Origin of the sequence: uncultured Moraxella sp. (genome assembly GCF_945873075.1) — a bacterium.
Lineage (GTDB): Bacteria > Pseudomonadota > Gammaproteobacteria > Pseudomonadales > Moraxellaceae > Moraxella.
Map to the genome: position 1 here is coordinate 41030 of NZ_CAMCBS010000013.1, position 20456 is coordinate 61485.

23 protein-coding genes are annotated in these 20456 nt (G+C 45.8%); 17 read left to right on the top strand and 6 right to left on the bottom strand.

Annotation, left to right across the window (positions count from 1 at the left end):
* Positions 1 to 64: 64 nt before the first annotated feature.
* From Q0N89_RS05890 to Q0N89_RS05900, 3 genes are all read right to left on the bottom strand, one after another.
* On the bottom strand, positions 65 to 796 hold the full coding sequence (locus Q0N89_RS05890) for a pirin family protein (protein ID WP_294034373.1): 732 nt from the start codon (positions 794 to 796) through the stop codon (positions 65 to 67).
* A 318-nt stretch (positions 797 to 1114) separates the two neighbouring features.
* Positions 1115 to 2005: a 3-hydroxyacyl-CoA dehydrogenase gene (locus Q0N89_RS05895; protein WP_294034375.1), complete on the bottom strand. Its 891-nt coding sequence runs from the start codon at positions 2003 to 2005 to the stop codon at positions 1115 to 1117.
* Between the two features lie 157 nt (positions 2006 to 2162).
* Positions 2163 to 2579, bottom strand: coding sequence for a DoxX family protein (locus tag Q0N89_RS05900; RefSeq protein WP_294034377.1), 417 nt, complete (start codon positions 2577 to 2579; stop codon positions 2163 to 2165).
* 231 nt (positions 2580 to 2810) lie between these two features.
* Between Q0N89_RS05900 and Q0N89_RS05905 the strand changes: the two genes are divergently transcribed.
* The 10 genes from Q0N89_RS05905 to Q0N89_RS05950 all read left to right on the top strand — a co-directional run bounded on the left by Q0N89_RS05905 (position 2811) and on the right by Q0N89_RS05950 (position 10775).
* The gene (locus tag Q0N89_RS05905) at positions 2811 to 3680 is read left to right on the top strand and encodes a LysR family transcriptional regulator (protein WP_294034379.1); all 870 of its coding nucleotides are present in this window, start codon (positions 2811 to 2813) and stop codon (positions 3678 to 3680) included.
* Positions 3681 to 3794: 114 nt separating this feature from the next.
* Entirely contained in the window at positions 3795 to 5444 is a 1650-nt protein-coding gene (locus Q0N89_RS05910; RefSeq protein WP_294034381.1) for an MFS transporter, read from the top strand.
* A gap of 21 nt (positions 5445 to 5465) precedes the next feature.
* Positions 5466 to 6617, top strand: a complete 1152-nt coding sequence (locus tag Q0N89_RS05915) for an HlyD family secretion protein (protein WP_294034383.1) — start codon at positions 5466 to 5468, stop codon at positions 6615 to 6617.
* 107 nt (positions 6618 to 6724) lie between these two features.
* Positions 6725 to 7474, top strand: coding sequence for a YebC/PmpR family DNA-binding transcriptional regulator (locus Q0N89_RS05920; RefSeq protein ID WP_294034385.1), 750 nt, complete (start codon positions 6725 to 6727; stop codon positions 7472 to 7474).
* An 84-nt stretch (positions 7475 to 7558) separates the two neighbouring features.
* Positions 7559 to 7750, top strand: a complete 192-nt coding sequence (locus tag Q0N89_RS05925) for a hypothetical protein (RefSeq protein ID WP_294034387.1) — start codon at positions 7559 to 7561, stop codon at positions 7748 to 7750.
* 119 nt (positions 7751 to 7869) lie between these two features.
* A complete protein-coding gene (gene ilvA / locus Q0N89_RS05930) occupies positions 7870 to 9414 on the top strand; it encodes a threonine ammonia-lyase, biosynthetic (protein ID WP_294034389.1) in 1545 nt (514 codons plus the stop codon).
* Between the two features lie 42 nt (positions 9415 to 9456).
* Entirely contained in the window at positions 9457 to 9864 is a 408-nt protein-coding gene (locus Q0N89_RS05935) for a hypothetical protein (RefSeq protein ID WP_294034391.1), read from the top strand.
* A 128-nt stretch (positions 9865 to 9992) separates the two neighbouring features.
* Positions 9993 to 10220: an ASCH domain-containing protein gene (locus Q0N89_RS05940; protein WP_294034393.1), complete on the top strand. Its 228-nt coding sequence runs from the start codon at positions 9993 to 9995 to the stop codon at positions 10218 to 10220.
* Positions 10168 to 10377 carry an ASCH domain-containing protein gene (locus Q0N89_RS05945; RefSeq protein ID WP_294034417.1) on the top strand — a complete coding sequence of 70 codons (210 nt, stop codon included), beginning with the start codon at positions 10168 to 10170 and terminating at the stop codon, positions 10375 to 10377. Before Q0N89_RS05940 ends, Q0N89_RS05945 begins: the two co-directional genes overlap by 53 nt.
* Complete coding sequence (locus tag Q0N89_RS05950; protein WP_294034395.1) at positions 10374 to 10775, top strand: S4 domain-containing protein; 402 nt, start codon at positions 10374 to 10376, stop codon at positions 10773 to 10775. Before Q0N89_RS05945 ends, Q0N89_RS05950 begins: the two co-directional genes overlap by 4 nt.
* Positions 10776 to 10871: 96 nt before the next feature.
* Here Q0N89_RS05950 and Q0N89_RS05955 read toward each other — a convergent pair whose 3' ends face one another.
* Positions 10872 to 12461, bottom strand: a complete 1590-nt coding sequence (locus tag Q0N89_RS05955) for an inorganic phosphate transporter (protein WP_294034397.1) — start codon at positions 12459 to 12461, stop codon at positions 10872 to 10874.
* A gap of 272 nt (positions 12462 to 12733) precedes the next feature.
* Between Q0N89_RS05955 and Q0N89_RS05960 the strand changes: the two genes are divergently transcribed.
* From Q0N89_RS05960 to Q0N89_RS05990, 7 genes are all read left to right on the top strand, one after another.
* Positions 12734 to 13453 (top strand): hypothetical protein, encoded by a 720-nt coding sequence (locus Q0N89_RS05960; protein WP_294034399.1) that lies wholly within the window; start codon positions 12734 to 12736, stop codon positions 13451 to 13453.
* 146 nt (positions 13454 to 13599) lie between these two features.
* A complete protein-coding gene (gene ubiE / locus Q0N89_RS05965; RefSeq protein WP_294034401.1) occupies positions 13600 to 14457 on the top strand; it encodes a bifunctional demethylmenaquinone methyltransferase/2-methoxy-6-polyprenyl-1,4-benzoquinol methylase UbiE in 858 nt (285 codons plus the stop codon).
* Complete coding sequence (locus tag Q0N89_RS05970; protein ID WP_294034403.1) at positions 14457 to 15116, top strand: hypothetical protein; 660 nt, start codon at positions 14457 to 14459, stop codon at positions 15114 to 15116. Before ubiE ends, Q0N89_RS05970 begins: the two co-directional genes overlap by 1 nt.
* Before the next feature lie 15 nt (positions 15117 to 15131).
* Entirely contained in the window at positions 15132 to 16772 is a 1641-nt protein-coding gene (locus tag Q0N89_RS05975) for an AarF/UbiB family protein (protein WP_294034405.1), read from the top strand.
* A gap of 33 nt (positions 16773 to 16805) precedes the next feature.
* Positions 16806 to 17312, top strand: coding sequence for an adenine phosphoribosyltransferase (locus Q0N89_RS05980; protein WP_294034407.1), 507 nt, complete (start codon positions 16806 to 16808; stop codon positions 17310 to 17312).
* A 160-nt stretch (positions 17313 to 17472) separates the two neighbouring features.
* Entirely contained in the window at positions 17473 to 17742 is a 270-nt protein-coding gene (locus tag Q0N89_RS05985; RefSeq protein WP_294034409.1) for a hypothetical protein, read from the top strand.
* 127 nt (positions 17743 to 17869) lie between these two features.
* On the top strand, positions 17870 to 18334 hold the full coding sequence (locus Q0N89_RS05990; protein ID WP_294034411.1) for a hypothetical protein: 465 nt from the start codon (positions 17870 to 17872) through the stop codon (positions 18332 to 18334).
* Positions 18335 to 18583: 249 nt separating this feature from the next.
* Here the strand turns inward: Q0N89_RS05990 and Q0N89_RS05995 are convergent, their stop codons facing one another.
* On the bottom strand, positions 18584 to 19795 hold the full coding sequence (locus Q0N89_RS05995; protein WP_294034413.1) for a hypothetical protein: 1212 nt from the start codon (positions 19793 to 19795) through the stop codon (positions 18584 to 18586).
* 359 nt (positions 19796 to 20154) lie between these two features.
* Positions 20155 to 20456 (bottom strand): DUF1629 domain-containing protein (locus Q0N89_RS06000; protein ID WP_367178559.1); only part of this gene is annotated, 302 nt, incomplete at its 5' end.

Genomic DNA, 20456 nt, shown 5'->3' on the forward strand with positions numbered 1-20456 from the left:
AACAAGCCGAGTTTAAACAATTTAATTTTGCAAATTTGCAAAGATGGCTTGCTACACAGCTCAATTATTGATTGGTGGCACTGTGTAAATCCATCGGCACATCCATCAGCAGAATCTGACTATCGCCAATCGCAGTCACATCAAAGCCATCGGTATCCCACACGCCCAAGCCGTCTCGCTCATTGAGTACAATTTCACCGATTTTGGCACTGCCTTTGATGACAAATACATACACGCCATTACCATCACGCTTAACATCATAACGCTTAGCCGTACCATCGGTAAACTCTGCTAGGCTAAACCACGCATCTTGATGAATCCACACGCCTGCATCATCAGGATTTGGCGATAGGATTTGTTGAAAGTCATTTGGCATGGCACTGTCGGCGATGCGGATTTGTTGATAACGGGGTTCTACGCCATTTTTACGAGTTAAGACCCAAATTTGTAAAAACTTCACCGCACGGTCAGCATTGGCATTCATCTCACTGTGGCGAATGCCTGTCCCTGCGCTCATCACCTGAATGTCGCCTTGACGAATCACACCGCCATTGCCCATGCTATCACGGTGCGCCAAATCACCTTCAAGCGGAATAGAGATAATCTCCATATCATTATGCGGATGCGTGCCAAAGCCCTGACCACCTGCAACCGTGTCATCATTAATCACACGAAGTACACCAAAGTGCATCCGCTCAGGATTATAATACTCAGCAAAGCTAAAAGTATGGCGACTGTTTAGCCAGCCATGATTGGCAATGCCACGGCTATCGGAGGCATGATAAATGGTTTTCATAATTTTACTCACTGTATTAAGTTGATGAGCATATTATCCATGATTACCATTTTTGCAACAAGATGGGATTTAACAATGATATTTTGCAAATTTGCAAATATAGCCTAAGACAGTCCCCGGCTTGCCGATGCCATTTAGCTTAGCATCTCATGGCAGATGCTTCATAAAAATCACCACAATCCCGTTTTTACGATGACTGTGTGAGGGTTATGCCAAGGATAATAATAACAACTGCGATGATAGCCAAATGCCACAGCTTTTGCCACGCCTACTTAGATGACGCCAAATGCCAATTATAAAGCGGCATAAACATTCGGTTTAGTCATCCAAGATGGCATTGCCATTGGCATCATAATCATAAAAGCCTTGACCGGACTCCTTGCCTGTTTTGCCTTGATCGATGTATTCGGCTTTGAGTTTTTGGGTGAATTGTCGCTCAAGTGCATCGCCGGTGCGTTCGGCATTGGCAGAGTGGATGGCATAGACGGTACGCAGACCCACGATGTCCATGATCTCAAACGGGCCCTTAGGCGAGCGAGTCGCTTTTTTCCAAACCTTGTCAATTTGATGCGGTGACGCTACTTCATTGGCATACAGACGGCTGGCTGCATCAAGCAATGGCACCAGCAGGCTATTCATGATATAGCGTGGCTGCTCTTTATTGAGCACCACAGGATCCATGCCCATATCTTTGGCAAACTGCTCAGTTAAGCTGACATACTTGGCATCAGTTTGGGTAGTACCCATGACTTCCACGATGTTCTGCACCCAGATATTATTGGCAAAATGCAGTGCCAAAAATCGCTCAGGCGCACCCGTACTGTCCGCAAAGCTACTTGGCAGCAGCGTTGATGTGTTGGTCAAAAAGATAGTATGATCAGGCGCTGCCGCACCCACCTGCGCCCAGATTTGCTTTTTGAGATCGAGATTCTCAGGCACCGCTTCGATGATCAGATCGGCAGCACCGACTGCGTCAATCAGATCACTACTTTGGCTTAGGCGTGCCATCGTCTGTGACAGCTGATCGGTGGTTGCGCCGACTTGCTCTTGGTACACGCCTTGCAAGGTCTCAAATCGCTTGGCAGCAGCGGCAAGCGCATCATCATTGATGTCATAGCTGACCACTTCAAAGCCTGCATACGCCGCCTGAAAAGCGATCTGTGCACCAAGTACGCCTGCGCCGAGTATGGTGACTTTTTTGATTGTCATAGCTTTCTCCCTGTTTGTATTATGGTTGGATAATTTTTATCATGAACTCATTATGATGAACTTTTTGGATCAGTGCAAGTGATGCTGCCATCAAATCATACATTAAATATAGAATGGTGAGTCAAAAAAATCGCCAGTCAATACCGGCGATTCAGCGTTATTTAAACAATTTGGCATCCAATGAATATTTACCAGCACCAATCACCCAATAAATCAAAAACACCATGCAGTACAGTGCCGCCGCTTCGCCTTTATTGACAATGGGGTTTAGGATCAAATCAAATCCTGAATGGAAATAAAAATACGCCACCGCCATCATGCCCGCCATAATAAAAGCATTGATACGGGTAAATAACCCCAAAATTAGCAACACACCACCGATCAACTCAAGCGCACCACCAAGCCCCATCAAAGACAGCCACTCAACAGCAGGCTTGCCATTGGTCATCGACAGCGGAAAAGCGAATAATTTGACGGTACCATGAACCAAAAACATATAACCGACAATCACCCGAGTGAATAACAAGACCAAATCCTGCATCGGATGTGCGCTGTGTTGTACTGACTTGTTCATGATCACCTCTACAATAATTTAACTTTTGATGGATAATGCAGATTACCAAATGCGGTTTGATAATTGCTTTTGGCTTTATTTTAATTGATTTTGATCATTGAACAAGGTACACTTTTAGAAGTCATCTTTTCAATTTTAGAAAGATGACTATTTGCATTGTACATACTATTACTATCTTATATAATAGTTTATGACAGTTTTATCAAATTTTTATCAAAAGAAGTCATCGCCATGAGCCATATTAGCCTTGATGATATCCGCCTGTTTGTTTCTGTTGTCCAAGCAGGTAGCCTAAGTGCCGCTTCTGATTTGACGGGTGTGCCTGTTTCTCGGCTCAGTCGCCGCTTGACGCAGCTTGAGAGCGCACTTGGCACACAGCTGATCAACCGTGGCAAAAAAGGCGTGAGTCTCAATGAGCTTGGTGATCAGTTTTTTATCCACGCCCAAAATATGCTCGAAGAAGCCGATGCCGCCATCCAAAGCATCCAAAATGGACTTGAAAAACCCAGCGGGCTGCTGCGCATCTCCGCCCCTGTCGATATCGCCCATCGCTATGTCATTCCGTATCTCAATGACTATCTGACCGAGTACCCTGATGTGATGATTGACATCAATCTTAGCCAACAAAAAGTCAATATGATCCAAGATGGCATCGACATCGCCATTCGTGTTGGCTCAATCGATAATGACAATGTCGTCGCCAAACGCTGGCTTAAGATGCGATTTGGCATCTTCGCTACACGCAGTTATATCGAAAAATTTGGCGCGCCCAAAACCCCAAATGACCTATACGATCATCGAGTCATCGCTCAGACGCTCAGCCTGCCTTGGCAATTTTATCAAGGCGATCAAGAAATTAAAATCAACCCCCATCCGTTCATCGGCTGTAATGACTTTACCGCTGTCGATCCACTGATTTTTCAAGGACTTGGCATCGGCAAGATGACCATCGAAAGCGCACAGCGCCACCCAGAGCTGGTGCACGTGCTTGAAGATTGGGAAATGGAAAGCAAAACTGTCTCGATGCTCTATTACAAAAATCGTGGCGCCATTCCTGCGGTGCGCAGCTTTATTGATTGGTATTCTGGGTTGTTTGATTAAATCCTTCAACTTGCTGGTAGACATCATAGCTGCACGCCCAAGTCATCAATTCAACTTGACCAGCCAAGATGGCGGTCGTATAGTTTGGCGATACTCAAATAATAATAACAACCAATGCAAACACCAAATTATCTTGAAAAGCCGCCTAACTGGACCGCCGATGAGCGGCCTGCGCTGCCAGGCTCACCTGCTAGCATCGCCCACGCTCGTCCGATCGCCATATTGTATTTTATCATCGGGATGTTCGTGACCATCGCAGGCGGTATGGGCAATGGCTTTACTACCGCCAATTTGCCTTATATACAAGGGGAATACGGGCTGACGACGACGCAAGCCGCTTGGTTTCCTGCCGCCTATGTCATCGGCAGTATGAGCTCAAGCATTCTTGCGTACAAGGCACGGCAGCAGCAAGGTATTCGCTGGTTTACTGAAGTGTCGTTGTTTGCATTTTTGGTGGTGACAGGTCTGCATCTACTCACTCACAGCTATGAGCTAGCACTACTGGTGCGTGGCTTGAGCGGCTTTGCCGGTGGGACGCTCTCGACGCTTGGACTGTTTTATATCATGCAAGGCGTCAAAAAGCAGTATAAGCTACACTCATTGTACTTTGCGATGGCGGCAGGTCAGCTTGGCGTACCGCTCGCTTGGGTCATCTCACCGTATCTGCTGTCAGCGGATAACTGGGGTCGGCTGTATAGCTTTGAGTTTGGATTGACGCTGTGTTGTTTTGCGATGGTGATGATGCTAAAGCTGCCTCGCGGCGTGCGCATACAAGTGTTTAATCAAGGCGACATCGTGGCTTTTGTCCTGCTGACGGCAGGTTTTGGTGCTTTGGCAGGTGTGCTAGTACAAGGCCCTATCGTCTGGTGGCAAAATGACCCAATGCTTGCTTATTGGCTCATCTTTGGCTTTGGTGCGTTGATGTTGGCATTTTTTATTGAGCATCATCGCCGCCTACCACTGGTGGATACACGCTGGCTGACCACGATTGGCTTATTGCGATTTTTGATGGCATCGATTCTGCTACGATTTTTGATGGCGGAGCAGTCTTGGGCGACGGTGAACTTCCTTAGAAATATGGGCATGGGTAGCGATCAGTTTGTCGGCTTATACGCCATCATCGTCGCTGGGACTTTTGTCGGTGGCATGGTCAGTGCGATGACTTTTTCGCCAAAGACGGTGTTCATACAGCTGCTGAGCGCAGGTGCACTCATTGCCATTGCCAGTTATGTTGATGCCAATTTGACCAGTGATGTCCGTCCGCAGAATTTTTATCTTAGTCAATTTCTCATCGGCTGTGCTGGCGGTATGTTTATCGGTCCGATGCTATTGGTCGGCTTCGTCAAAGCGATGCTTAAAAGCCCCAATCATATTGCCATGCTAATTATCTTATTTACCGCCAGCCAAAATTTCGGCGGTTTGCTTGGTTCATCGTTTTATTCAACTTATCAGCAGCAGCAATTTCAGGTGCATCGTCAAGCAATACTAAATGATATGCCATCAAATGATCCACAGTCCACGCTCAGACTTGCTCAGTATCAAGCCAGCTATCGCCCTACACTCACCGACAGCAACTTGACCAGTCAGCAAGCCACCACGACGCTCAATCAAGTCATCAACCGTGAAGCGACAGTACTCGCCTTTAGTGATGTAATTCGCTTTAATTTTTATTTGGCGTTGGCAGGCATCATTTGGGGCTTTGCTCAGATGATCATTGTCAAGCGATATTTAAAGAAAAATCCACTACCCATCGGTCAAAAATAACAATAATTTTCGGAGAAATACATGAGTCAAGATCAGCAAAATACCGATACTACCACCGATGCCACAGGTAAGGAAGCATCCATCCAAAAACCTACTGCCGAGACACCCAAGCTCATCGCCGCCAAAAAATCGACGATTTTTATCATGTCATTGGTATTTTTGGTGGGTGTGGCAGTCATTTTATGGGTATGGGAAATCCCACCTTTCGTCTCAAACAGCGAGCAAACGGATAACGCCTATGTGCGGGGTAATTCCACCATTTTATCATCTCAGATCAATGGCTATGTCAATGAAGTGCTTGTCAAGGATTTTGACACTGTCAAAGCCGGTCAAGTGCTGATGCGTATCAACACCGCCAATTATGACCAGCAGGTTGTACAGGCCGAGTCTGGTATCACCCAAGCACAGACCAATCTGAACAATCAGCAACAAGTTATCGAGCAGCGTAAAGCCGACATCAAAGTCGCCAATGCACAGATAAAACAAGCGCAAACGCAGTACGAGCTTGCCAAATCGCAGCTAAATCGCTTGCTAAAACTGGTCGATATCGGCGCCGTCTCACAAGCTGAAATCGATAACGCTCGTGCCAATCTTAAGTCCAGCGAAGCCGCCATCAATCAAGCCAAAGCATCTGCTGATGCCGCCACGCAAGCGCTTAAAACCGCCGAAGTTGCTCGCACTGGGCTTGAAGCACAGGTCAAAAGCGCTACCGCATCCGCTCAACAGGCCAAGACCTATCGTCAGTATAGTGAAGTGGTGGCGCCGATCTCAGGACAGCTTGGTCAAGTTAGCGTACGCAGCGGGCAATTTGTCAGCACTGGCACACAGCTTATGTACATCATCCCAAAAGACACTTGGGTGATCGCCAATTTTAAAGAAACACAACTTAATCGTATACACATCGGTCAGCCTGCGACCTTTAGCGTGGACGCTTTGGGCGGCGAAACCTTTACAGGCGTGGTGAATAGCATCTCACCTGCTACAGGCTCAGAGTTTAGCGTCATCAAGACGGACAACGCCACAGGCAACTTTACCAAAGTCGTCCAGCGCATCTCAGTACGCATCGACATTAGGCCCAATCAGCCCAAGCTTGATCAGCTGCGGCCTGGAATGTCGGTCATCGCAAAAGTCGATACCACGCCCCAAAATTCAGAAAAACCAACTTCAAAATAGCAAAGCAGTAGAAAATACGCCCAAGATTGCGTATAATACACAGTTATTTTTCTTAATTTTGTTCAATTTTTATCCCAAATGCTTGGGTTATTGTTAAAAGGTGCATTATGGCAGGTCATAGTAAATGGGCGAACATCAAACATCGTAAAGCCAAACAAGACGCCGCAAAAGGCAAGATTTTCACCAAAATCATCCGTGAAATCGTCTCAGCGTCAAAAGGCGGTGACCCTGATCCTGCCAACAACCCACGCCTGCGCGCGGTACTTGAAAAAGCCAACGCCGCCAACATGACCAAAGATGTCATCAAGCGTGCCATTGAACGTGGTCAAGGCGGCGGCGAAGGCGACAATGTCCAAGAAATCACCTACGAAGGCTATGGCGTCGGCGGTGTGGCAGTCATCGTTGAGACCATGACGGATAATGTCAATCGCACGGTCGGTGAAGTGCGTCATGCCTTTAGCAAACACGGTGGCAACCTTGGTACATCAGGCTCGGTCGCTTATCTATTTAGCAAGCGTGGCGAGATTGTGTTCAATGATATCTCACTAGAAGACAGCGTGATGGAAGTCGCCCTAGAAGCAGGTGCTGACGACATCGAAAACGATGGCGAGAGCCTACTTGTCATCACAAGCCCTACTGCCTTTGGTGCGGTGGTCGATGCACTACTAGCAGCAGAGTTAAAGCCAGATAACATGGAAGTCACCATGTCACCAAGTACCACAGCGGATATTGACAACATCGATGACGCCCAAAAAGTGCTGAAGATGATTGATATGCTCGAAGATTTGGACGATGTCCAAGAAGTTTATACCAATGTCAATTTTAGCGATGATGTGATGGCACAGTTGGATGCTTGATTTGTCATAGTATTAAGATGATTAATAATCGGCTATGATGAATAGATTTGTCATAGCCGATTATTGTTTCAAAAAGGAATTATCATGGCGACAAAAACCCACAATCAATTGACTGATATTAAGTTTTTAAGAGCATTTGCACGAGCAAATAACGCTATTGAAGGTGTTGTTTTGTCAGAAAAAGATAAGTCTTTTATGGATAATATTGATCCAAAAATTGACAAACAAGCATTCAAAGAATTGGCGCTTAATCATATCAGATCAAAAAGAAGCTAAATCATGGGCTCGTCAAATTCTGATGAAGACATTGCCAAACGCTATTTTTATGGTGAAATCGGCAAAAAAACACCCCGCCATTGAACAATTGAAGAAATATTATTGATTAGGAAAACCCCATGCTCACCCCTTATGTTCGTGCCATCCTACAAGCCACCGTCTATGATGTCGCTGTCCGCACACCGCTAGAGCCTGCCGTTAAGCTCTCCAAACGCTTTCATAACGATATTCGTATCAAGCGTGAAGACTTACAGCCTGTATTTAGCTTTAAATTGCGTGGTGCGTATAACAAAATCAGCCAATTATCCGACGACGAAAAAGCCAAAGGCGTCATCTGTGCATCCGCAGGTAACCACGCACAAGGCGTCGCCTATTCTGCCGCCCGACTTGGGATTAATAATCTCATCGTCATGCCAACTACCACGCCTGATATCAAAGTCCAAGCGGTCAAGGCACTTGGTGGTGCGGTACATCTGCATGGCGATAGCTTTGATGAAGCCAACCGCTTTGCCATCAACAAATCCCAAACCGACGGACTAACCTACATCGCCCCTTATGATGATGAGCTGGTTATCGCAGGTCAAGGCACGATTGGGCTTGAGCTGACTTCACAATGGCGTGAGATTGATTATGTCTTTGTCGCTGTCGGTGGTGGTGGTTTGGTCGCAGGCGTGGCGGCATTTTTGGGTGAAGTCGCCCCACACATCAAGGTCGTCGCCGTCGAGCCTGAAGGCGCAGCCTGCCTAAAAGCCGCTCTAGAAGCAGGCGAACGAGTTCGCTTACCACAGGTCTCACTCTTTGCCGATGGCGTGGCAGTCGCTCAAATCGGCGAAAAGCCCTTTGAAGTCGCCAAAATGATGAAATCAGACGGCTCAGGCACGGTCGTTGAGCCCGATATCATCACCTGTACCAATGACGAAATCTGTGCCGCCATCAAAGATGTCTTTGAAGAAAATCGTGCCATCGTCGAGACCGCAGGGGCATTGTCTGTGGCAGGGATGAAAAAATACCTAAGCACGCACGGCATCACGGGCAAAAACTGCGTCGCCATCGTCTCAGGGGCGAACATGAACTTTGACCGCCTACGCTACATCGCCGAGCGTACCGAGATTGGCGAACAAAAAGAAGCGATTTTTGCGGTGGCATTACCCGAAAAAACAGGGGCGTTTTTGGATTTTTGTCGTGTGCTACAAGGTCGCAACATCACCGAGTTTAACTATCGTGTCGATGCTTTGAACCCCACCGCCCCCGCTCATGTGTTCGTCGGTATCGGGCTTAAAGAAGGTCAAAAAGAGCGTGCCATCATCAGCGATATCCTGGCCAAAGGTGGCTACACCGCTCATGACTTGACCGATGATGAAACATCAAAAACCCATATCCGCTATCTGATTGGCGGTCATGCCAATCTCGACGATGAGCAGTTGTTCCGTGTGATTTTCCCAGAACGCCCAGGGGCATTGCTTAATTTCCTTGAAAAACTGGGTCAAGATTTTAACATCACCCTATTTCACTATCGCAATCACGGTGCCGCCGAAGGTCGTATCATGGTTGGCTTACAAGCATCCAAAGGCAGCAGCCGCCAAATCCTAGACGCACTCACCGAGATTGGTTATGAATGTGATAATTTGACGGACAATGTGGGCTATCAGCTGTTTTTGAAGTAAGATGATAATCATCACCAAAGCTAAATTGGCGGTCAAACCCTGATGTTAGACCGCCAACTGTTAAGACAACGCGGTGCCAAAAATATCGCCGTGGATTCTACTGCTTTGTCAAAATCCTTATCCATCTATCTGATGCCAATTATTTTTTGTATTTTCTTGGCGATTGGTTGGTATAAAGGTGATATTGGCTTTATTGTTTTTCTTATCATAGTCATGATTGGTAATTTATATTGGCATTTTCAAATTAGAAATCATCATGCCGATGAAGTATGGGAAACGCCTGACAGCTTTATCATTATCATCAACAATGATTATGAAGAAATTCGCTTTTGTGATATTAAAAAAGTTGAATACAAATTCCGATATTTGATAGATAACAAAAATTATATCGTTGAATTTTATTTTAAACAGCCTAATAAATTTGGCGATAGAATCTTTTTTGTGACCTAGGAAGATGCGTGCAATTACAATCAAGAATCACAAATCTTTCGGATAAAAAACCAAACCACTCTTGATTATATCAGTCGCTTGCAAGAGAAAATCAAGCAAGCAAACGACAATCAATCCATAAGCAAGGAATGAACATCCATACCCTACCCCATTGGTCATTTGGCGATAATCCACAAATGGCGGATGAACTCGTACAGCTCGTGCTAAGTGGCAAAAAGACAGCCACTTGCACGGCTTTGGCATGGCATTTGGCTGAGCCACTCCCGCCTGTGGGCAGCCTACAGGTTATCACCGATGGACAAAATGTTCCTGCCTGCGTTATCCAAAAACACCGCCCAATTCATCATCCGCTTTGATGAAGTAGATGAAACACTTGCCAAAAAAGAAGGCGAAGGCGATTTATCCTTAGCATATTGGCGGACAGTTTATCAAGAATTTTTTGAAAAGTTTGGCGTATTTGATGATAAAATGTGGCTAATTTTTGAAGAATTTACAGTGATTGAAGTTTTATGAACCCAAACGAACTCACCAAAGTACGAGCCGATAAATGGCTATGGGCAGCACGATTTTTCCGCACTCGTAGTCTAGCCAAAGAAGCCATCGAGTCTGGCAAAGTCCATATGAACGGTGCTAAAATCAAGGTAAGTAAAGAACTGCAAGTCGGCGATACGCTCACCATCCGCCAAGGACACGCCACCCGCCTAGAAGAAAAAACTGTGGTCATCAAAGCCCTATCCGAAAATCGTGGCAATGCCACCATCGCAGCGACACTGTATGATGAGACCGAAGAGAGCGTGGTACAGCGAGAGTTTTTTGCCGAACAGCGAAAGCTTATGAACCTTGCCCGTCCCGACACCAAACCTGACAAAAAACAGCGCCGAGAGCTGAATAAATTCAAGCATCAATGGTGATACCGCCCAGCACTACTATTGATACAAATAAGATAACACCCAATACAAAACCCCTTGATGATATCACCAAGGGGTTTTGCTTACTATAGCAGATGATTATAGCACTGCATTTAGTGTAACAAAAGCAATCGCACTGATAGCAGCGGCGGCAGGTAGTGTCACCACCCAAGCCAAGCCAATCGGACGCATTAGCTTCCAGTTGGTGCTCTTATTGACGATACCGATACCCAATACCGCACCGACTAGGATATGCGTACTTGAGACAGGGATACCTAGACTTGATGCACCCATCACAACCGCAGCGGCAGCAAGCTCCGCCGAGAAACCTGATGCAGGATGCATTTCGGTTAGGTTAGTACCGACAGTTTGGATAACTTCTTTGCCGATAAACCACAGACCGACGATCAATGCCACACCAAAGGTCACCATCACAGGACCCGGTACCATACTTTTGGCTTCGATAGCATTAGTTCTGATGACTTCCATGATAGCGACGAATGGGCCAACAGCGTTAGCGATGTCGTTTGAGCCATGACTAAAGGCGAACGCACACGCAGTAAATACCTGCATCCAGCTAAATAGGATAAATGTCGCTTTGCCCAAGTCTTCTTTGTGCTTACCACGAATGGTCTTGGTGTAGATGAACGCCGCAAGCCATACAATCGCACCCAGCATACCCATGATCAGTACCGCTTGTAATGAGCTTAGCTTCAGACCAGTGTTTGATAGACCCTTGAACACAACCATCGCTGTCATGATGACCGCACCAAAAGCAGCAATCAATGGCACCCAAGTTTTCAGTGCTTTTAGCGTGTCGATACTGTCACGCTCACGCTCAAGATCATACAGCGAACGATAATAATCCGTTTCTAGATCTTCACGCGCGCAGTCTGCATCTTTATAGACTTCTTGGTCACGCAACATTGCGTTGGTGTATGGTAGCTTGTCTTCTTCGCTTAGGCTATCAAAGTGCTCTTTTTGTTCACGTTTTAGTGTCTTTTTGTTGACTTTGATCACTTTGACACGCGCTTCAGCTTGATCATTATATGCCAAGATGTTCTTTTTGATGATGCTATAAATGATGTATGACAAGATAGCACCCAGCACTGGCGACACCACCCATGAGATGGCGATTTCACCAATCTTAGACCATTTGACGGTTGAGAATGCCAAATCAGTACCGCCATGGCTGATACCAAGCACGATCGAACTACCGACGATGCCACCGATGATGGCGTGCGTGGTTGAGACTGGTAGACCTTTTTTGGTGGCAAATAGTAGCCAAAACGCCGCCGCAATCAGTGCTGATAGCATTAGATAAATGAACTGATCAGGCGATACGCCAAGCTTACCGATATCAACGATACCACTACGGATGGTGTCTGTCACCGCAGCACCAGCGAGCACCGCACCTGACACTTCAAAAATCGCCGCCACCGCCAATGCTTGAGTGACGGTCAAAGTACCGGCACCGACTGATGTACCAAATGAGTTGGCGACATCGTTACCACCGATGTTGAACGCCATAAAGATACCAAAAAAGCTTGCAATCAAAAATAGCAACACTTGTTGGTGCATGGTGTAGCCTAGACCCCACCAAATAAAATAGATACTGACCACCGCCATCATCAAACCAAATAGCAAGTTACCTGCCATTGGCGTGGTTTGTTTTGCTGGATTTACCATAAATTAAGCCAAAATATAATAACAAAAAACCGCCCAAGGCTGGCACAATCGCATCCTTGTTGGGCAGTCACTCAATATTGTCATATTATAAGTGCCAAATATGACAGTTTTATGACAATTTTATCACATTTACCCAAAGGTAATCATTTATTTTACAAAATTACTGAATGTAAAGTTATGTAAACAGACCGCAAGCCAACCCAGTAAGCTTTTTGGCGTGTGTGGTAATTTTATGCTAAGATGATAAGCCATTCATCACTATGGAAATCATCATGTCACTCATCACTGATATGGTGCAGATGCTCGAGCGGTATTTTGCCCTGCCCCACCACCAAGACCCAACACTTGCCGATGCCCTACGCCAAATCCAAGCATGGCAACGCACCCGCATTCACCGTGCCAATCATGCACTATTTGCCAATCCAAAAACCGCACCGCTGGCGCACTATATCATTGACCGCATTTATAGCGATACAGCGTTTGATGTACTAGCCGAGCAGCTACTCACCGCAGGCAACAATGCCCAAGCAGGCTCAGGCAAGCTTGAAAAACTTATCCCAAAAAACACCCTAGCCACAGGGCTAATGGGCGTCCAAGCCACTTGCGATGCCATCGAGCTTGATTTGGCACTTGCCAAAGTCTATGCAGCGCATCATCAAGGCACACCGATTGATGATGCACTGATGATAAGGCTATATCAAGCAGGCAATGACAAGGCCGAACGCATTCGCCAAATTCGCCATATCAGCGATGTCTGCCATGCGTCGTATCAGCAGTTTAATTCATTTTTATTACAAAAAGCCTTTAAGCTTGCCAAATCCACCGCCTATAGTAACGGCTATCAGCCGCTGTATGACTTCATCCACGATGGGCTACAGGCCATCGCTGCGATTGATAAGATTGACAGCTTTAGCGTACCGTTTGTCGCGACCGAGCTTGGTATCATTGAGCGGATTTATGATGGCAAGCCGATTTATGACACACCCACCTGATGGCGTGCGATGACTGTGTTATTTGCGGCTTTGATTGACGCTTTGATTGACAATTTTATGACAGAATTTGGCAAATTTTCCCAAAATGATGGCAAAATAGTGTATTATTAAAGGTTGAAAATTTTATTCAAAATTAGGCTTTAATTATGACAAGCGAAAACAACACCGACACCCAATTCACCAACCCAAATATCTTGCCAACGGGCACACCCCAAGGTCAAAGCGAACTGCAACGCCCACAAGGTAGCGAGCCTATCTCTGAAGAAACCACGCACTTTGGCTATCAGACGGTGCGCAAGTCAGAAAAACAAGCCAAAGTCGCCGAAGTATTCACTTCTGTGGCTCGCAAATACGATGTGATGAACGACTTGATGAGCTTTGGTATCCATCGCCTGTGGAAACGCTATGCCATCAGCCTAACTGGTGTACGCAGTGGTCAGCACGTGCTTGACATCGCAGGCGGTACGGGTGATTTGGCAAAGGTATTTAGCCGTGAAGTCGGTCGCTCTGGTCGTGTCGTGCTGTCTGACATTAACGAAGCGATGCTTGAAGTGGGTCGTACGCGACTAATCAATGCTGGCTGTAATAATGTGGATTTTGTGCTTGCCAATGCCGAGACGCTTGAGCCATTTGCCGATAATTCGTTTGACCTAGTGACCATCAGCTTTGGTCTGCGTAATGTCACGGACAAGGACAAAGCACTGGCCGCCATGCACCGTGTGCTAAAGCCGGGCGGACGCCTATTGGTGCTTGAATTTAGTAAGCCTGTGTTTGAACCATTATCAAAAGCATATGACCTATATTCATTCACCGCCCTGCCAATCATGGGTAAAATCGTCGCCAATGACGCCGAAAGCTATCAATATCTGGCCGAATCTATCCGTATGCACCCTGACCAAGCCACACTCAAAGGCATGATGGAAAATGCAGGATTTGTCAACTGCGATTATCACAACCTAACCGGCGGTATCGTCGCTGTGCATCGTGGATTTAAGGCACGCTAATGAGTATGCTTGGTGTACTCAGCCTAGCGATGTGCGAAAAACTACTCAATAGCGCCATCGCTACGGACAACTTCACCCAAGATGGGCTGTCTGCACTGTCGGGCAAGACCTTGCGTATCGTCATGCACGCCCCTGCCATCAGCGTCGATGTGCTGTTTGGTGATGGGCGTGTGCGATTTGAGCCTGTACCCCAAGCGATTTTTGAGCCGCAAGGCGGTATCAGCACGACACCTGACTGCACCTTGAGCGTGGATAATCCGGCACATCTATTTAGCCTAATCCAAAACCCTGTGGGTAACCTGCCCATTCGTGGCGACCATCAGGTGCTACTACAAGCCAAAGCCCTGTTCGAAGGCTTTGAGCCTGATATTTGGTATCAGCTTGAGCAAGTCATCGGCACCGATGCCACAAGCCATCTGTATCTACTAGGCAAAGAGCTTGGCCCTGTGTTATCACCGATTGCACAGATGCTTAAAGAGTCCGCCACGCAGCTATTGACACCGCACAGTCCATCGGCGCACGCCATCGATGATGAATTATTAGCCCTACAAATCCAAGACAAAAAGCAAGAACTGCTACGCCTACAAGCCGACATCGAACGCAGTCAGGCACGCTTAGCACAGCTACAAAGCGCACTTGACGACCAACACAACGCCTAACTCAAGCAGACCAATATGCTCATCACTCATCGCAAACGCCTATTGACACTGTATCGTATCGCTGCCAAATATCGCTTGGATACGCATTTTGCTGATGTGCCCGAACTTGCGCCCATTGCTCGGCTCATTCGTCTGCACCCTGCTGCGCTTGGCAAATCACACCAAGAACTCGGTGTCAAGCTGGCACTCGAAGAGATGGGCACGCTATTTCTAAAGCTAGGTCAGCTACTCTCCACCCGTGCTGACTTGCTCCCGCCTGCGATTATCGCTCAGTTATCCTTGCTCCAAGATAAGGTTGCGCCCTTTGATGTCGCCATCGCCAAATCCATCATCGAAGATACCAAAGTCGGTCTGGGTCAGCCGATTGATACGCTATTTGCTCGCTTTGATGAGACGCCACTGGCAGCTGCTAGTATCGCACAGGTACACACCGCTGCCTTGCTTGATGGTCGTGAAGTGGTGGTCAAGGTGGTACGCCCTGATATTCGCACAGGCATCATTGATGACTTTGAATTACTACGCCAAATGGCATCATGGGCATCGGCTCGTATCGAAGCGGCTCGTGCCATTCATCTGATTGACATCGTCGAAGACTATCGCCAAATCATGCTCAATGAGCTGGATTTGACACTCGAAGCTGCCAACAGCACCAAGATGCGCAACAATTTCACCGGCTCACGACTCATCTATGTGCCACAGGTCTATGCAGCCACCAAGCAGGTGATGGTCGCTGAGCGTGTGTTTGGCGTGCCGATTTCGCAGACCCAAGTATTTGACAAGCTCAATTATGACCGTGCGACACTTGCCGAAAAAGGCTTGACCATCTTTTTTACCCAAGTCTTTCGAGATAACTTTTTCCACGCGGATATGCACCCTGGCAATATCTTTGTGGAGACCATGCCTGATGGCAGTGCAGTCGCTGAGCCACGCTATATCGGGCTTGACTGTGCCATCATGGGTGAGCTGTCCAAAGCAGATCAGCTGATTGTCGCTCGCCTGCTCTTATCGGTGATGAATGGCAATTATACCGCACTCGTCGATATCATCGCTGCCGCTGGCTGGATACCGCCATCTGCCGATAAGCACGCCTTGATCCGTGATATGAGCCGTACGGTCAGCCCAATGGTGACCAAGCCCATTGATGAGATTGACTTTGCCGGTGTGCTGTTTGAGATTTTATCCATCGCACGACGCCACCGCATGAGTATCCCGCCACAGCTGATGCTACTGCTCAAGACTTTGGTTCATGTCGAAGGGCTTGGGCGTGAGCTGTATCCTGAGCTCGACATTTGGTCGCTTGCCAAGCCGATTTTGACCGCTTGGGTCAAAGATCAGCTTGACCCTGTCAAAAACTTACAAGACATCAAAGGCGAGCTGCCTGAGATTTTATTATCCACCACCGATTTGCCCAAGCTACTTAGCCAAAGCATCCAAAGCCTAGCTACACTTGGCGCAAGCCAAGACACTACCATCCGTGAGCTACAAGCCATGCGTGCCGATATGCTCAATGAGCGACGCCATGACTGGATTGCAGGTGGTGGCTTTGTGCTGATGATGGCGTTGGCGTGGTGGTCGGCAGTTGCTATTCATTTGTATCTTGCCCCTGTGTTTTTTGTGCTTGCCATTGGCTTTGTCATTTGGCGAGTATTGTTGTAATTATCATCCAAGTTATCAAAGGAAGTTCATCCAATGACACATCCACTATGGGAACATATCCGCATTGCGCCCGATTTCCCAAAATCAGGCATCGAATTTTATGACATCACCCCACTTCTGAACGGTCATCATGACAAGCTCATCGATGCCATGATTGCCGCTGTGCCTACTGATGTGATGGCTGATACGGATGCCATCGTCGGTATCGAGTCGCGTGGCTTTGTGCTGGCAAGCCTGCTCGCTGTCCGCCTAAACAAAAAACTCATCCTAGTGCGTAAAGCAGGCAAACTACCGCCACCTGTGCACGCCCAAAGCTATGGGCTAGAATACGGGCAAGACACCCTAGAAATCAGCGCCGAGCTTGAGCCCGCCAAAGTGCTGATCATTGATGATGTGCTTGCCACCGGTGGCACACTCAAGGCCGCTCATTCGCTGTGTGTCAAGGCGAACTTAACACCGCTTGGCTCATTGGTATTGCTTGATTTGCCGGCATTGCATGGGGATTTGGGTCTAACCTATTGGACAGTGCTCGAAAAATAAACCCACCAAAAAGCGTCTGCAACTCTGCAAACGCTTTTTTATTGGTTTTGATGGTGCGTTATGCCATACCACTAAAAAAAATAAGTGTTGTTTCTTGCAATCCCAAAGGTCATTATTAATAAATATTTACTATGTTACATATTGCCTATCAAGGGCTTGCTTGGGTGAAATTAGTGAGAATTTTTCCAGAATTTATTGGTCTTTTGATAAATATAAAAATATTACTGTTTATTTTTATTTAATTTCTGAAATAGAAGAAGATGTGGATATAATTTTGGAAGAAATACTGCCTATGTTAGAATTTTATATTAAAGAAGATTTAAAAATGATAGGGGAATACAGTTTGAATCATAAAATATTTTACGATGATTGCTATATCAATTGTGATGATTATTATTTCTGTATGGAATTTTTTAGGAAAAAGAAATAGTACGCAGGATGCACACCGTGCACCATTGATTGAGTGGAATTTGATGGTGTGTGGTACGCACGCTACTCCTAATTGAAGACCTTAAAAAAGCAGGTATTAAAGTTAAATTTAAAAAATAGGTAAATATATGAAACTTCGTAAAAACCGCCAACCATTAACTCCAGAGCAAAGAACTGAACATCTGGAATTATTTGAAGCGTGGCTTTGGGATATGCCAAATGCTTTAGAGCGTTTTAAAAATAGAATGCCAAAAGAGATTCAAGATAAATTGGATTTTTCAATACAATCATTAGATATAGTTGAAAAACATCTTTTGGATAATTATGAAACCATTGAACAAATTAAAAATGAACCATCATACATTTTAGATGGTTATGCGGTTTATGTGGGTGAAACATTTAGGAATGTTCTACAGGATAGGATTCCAAATCAATGGGAGTTGATGTTAGAAGAGGATAATGTATTTTATTTACTTCCAGTAATCAAAGTAAGAGGCTATACTACTTGCCCACTTAAATTATGCACAGCTTGTATAGACAGACGATGGGGTAATTACTGGTCTTGGATATTGAATAATTGTTTGGAAGATTAATTTCTTAATTTTTATCTCAAACCACACCGACACCGTCTACAACATAGAAACAGACAACTTCCACACCTACCATGTAGGCAGTGCTTAGGGTGTATATCATGCACCATTGATTAAATGGAATTTGATGGTGTGTGGTACGCACGCTACGAACTTATAAGGTTTTTTAAAAAAAATTAACGGGTACATTCTAAATTGAATGCACCCCTTGTATAAGCGTAATACAATCCGCAGTCCATTTCGCTTTGATACTTAACGAATGGGTGAAACGCCTTGTTCATGAACTACGATGGCACTGCCAGCCTTGGCATGAATCTGCCCACCGACATGCATTGCATGGACAATACCACCTGCGTCCACTTGGTAAGCAGCGACATCTTTGCCTTCGGTGCTGATATTGCCTTGAACCGTGATATTATCCACTTCGCCACCCTCTTTGATGCTCAAGGCGATGGCAGGCAACATCACATTTTTGCCTTTGACTAGTGAATTGCCAATACCGCCTTGGGTGCTGATACTGCCTTTGACGGTGAGCGTACCGATTTTTTTGGAAATTTGCACGCCAACTGAGCCATCGCCATAAGTAGCAATATCATTAAATTCAATATTGTCCACTGTACCATCATATTGATTATAGCCGCGCGCACCAAGTCCATAGGTTTTGACTGCACCTTTGACCACAAAATTTTTGACATAGCCAAAATTCACAAAACCAACACCGCTTGGACCATAAGAAATCACATCACTGTGCGATAACCAGTCATCCACTTGCCCCCAAGTGTCAAGCACCATGTCATTGACACCATAAGTCACAATTTCATCAGTATGCTCAAGACGCTCCACATGAGCACCATACACCACAAACACGGCAGCCGTGATGAGATTGGCAACACCAAAAGGTAGCTTGCCGTTACTATAGATGGCTTTGGTTTCAATCAAATCAGCATGTAAGCGACCGCCTTCATCACCAAATCCTGAAACAAATAAGCCTGAGCCGCTTACAGGTGCGTTTTTGCGACCGATGCGAATGCCTGTGGCGTGTAATTTCAGCAAGCTTTTGGCATCGCTGTTAAAATTATACACGGTGAAAGCGCCTTGCAAAACATTGACGCCGTATTTTTGCGGCTGTTCAAAATAATGGCGACTATCGCAGGCGATGATGTCTAAATTTTCCACCCAAACGCTTGCTGATTCAATACCTGCACGCATAATAAATGAAAACTGCCCTGTCAAGCTAAGATTGGCAAATTTGAACTCGCCCAAATCCGCCATCTCATTACCCATCTGAGTATGAAAGATGGCTTTATGATTGCTTGGCGCACTGATATTCAGATTCTCAATGCGATTATTTTTACTAACACTCACGCCATCACCCAAAAATGACAGCAATGGCAAACTGCCATCTTCTTGTGCAAGCCCTTCTAAAACCACCCCTTGGGGTAACAAAATTGGGGTCAATGCCAAAAACTGCGTGCAATACCAATATGGGTTGCACCTTCATAAAGCGCTTGTTGCAACTCATTAAAATTGTATACTTTTAACATTTATTTTTCCTTAAAATATCAACATGGTTGAAATGGTTAAATAGATCTTACCTTTGATGATTATACGCCTGTATTGTCAATTTTTTCACAGTTATTTTGGTGTTTTTTGTTACCAAAGTATAAGTAAGCGTTGCTCGTTAATTGTCTTGGGCTGAACCAATGCCATCAAATACAGCGGTTTTTTGTGCGACATGCTAAAATGTAAATCAAGTCATGGGGGGCAGCATGACGCGTTATTAATCTATTTTAGTGGTGCATGGTGTATGCCCTGTCACTAAACTAACTAATAAATGCTTTGTCATCAAATAAACGCTTTACAAAGCCAAAGCCGCTTAATCCCGCATCAACTACTCGTTGCTTAAATTGTTCTGTCACATAAATAATTGCTGGTTCATCAGGAAGGACAAACATTAAATTATCGCCAATTTCATCTTCTCGAAAAACCCATTCATAAATGCAGTCAAAATATCCCTGTCGTTCGTCACCCTCAAATTCATTGACCGTCCCAACGGATTTCTCACGGTCGATACAATCAATCACAGTATGAACGACGACCATATAATAAGGCTCATCAGGTCTAT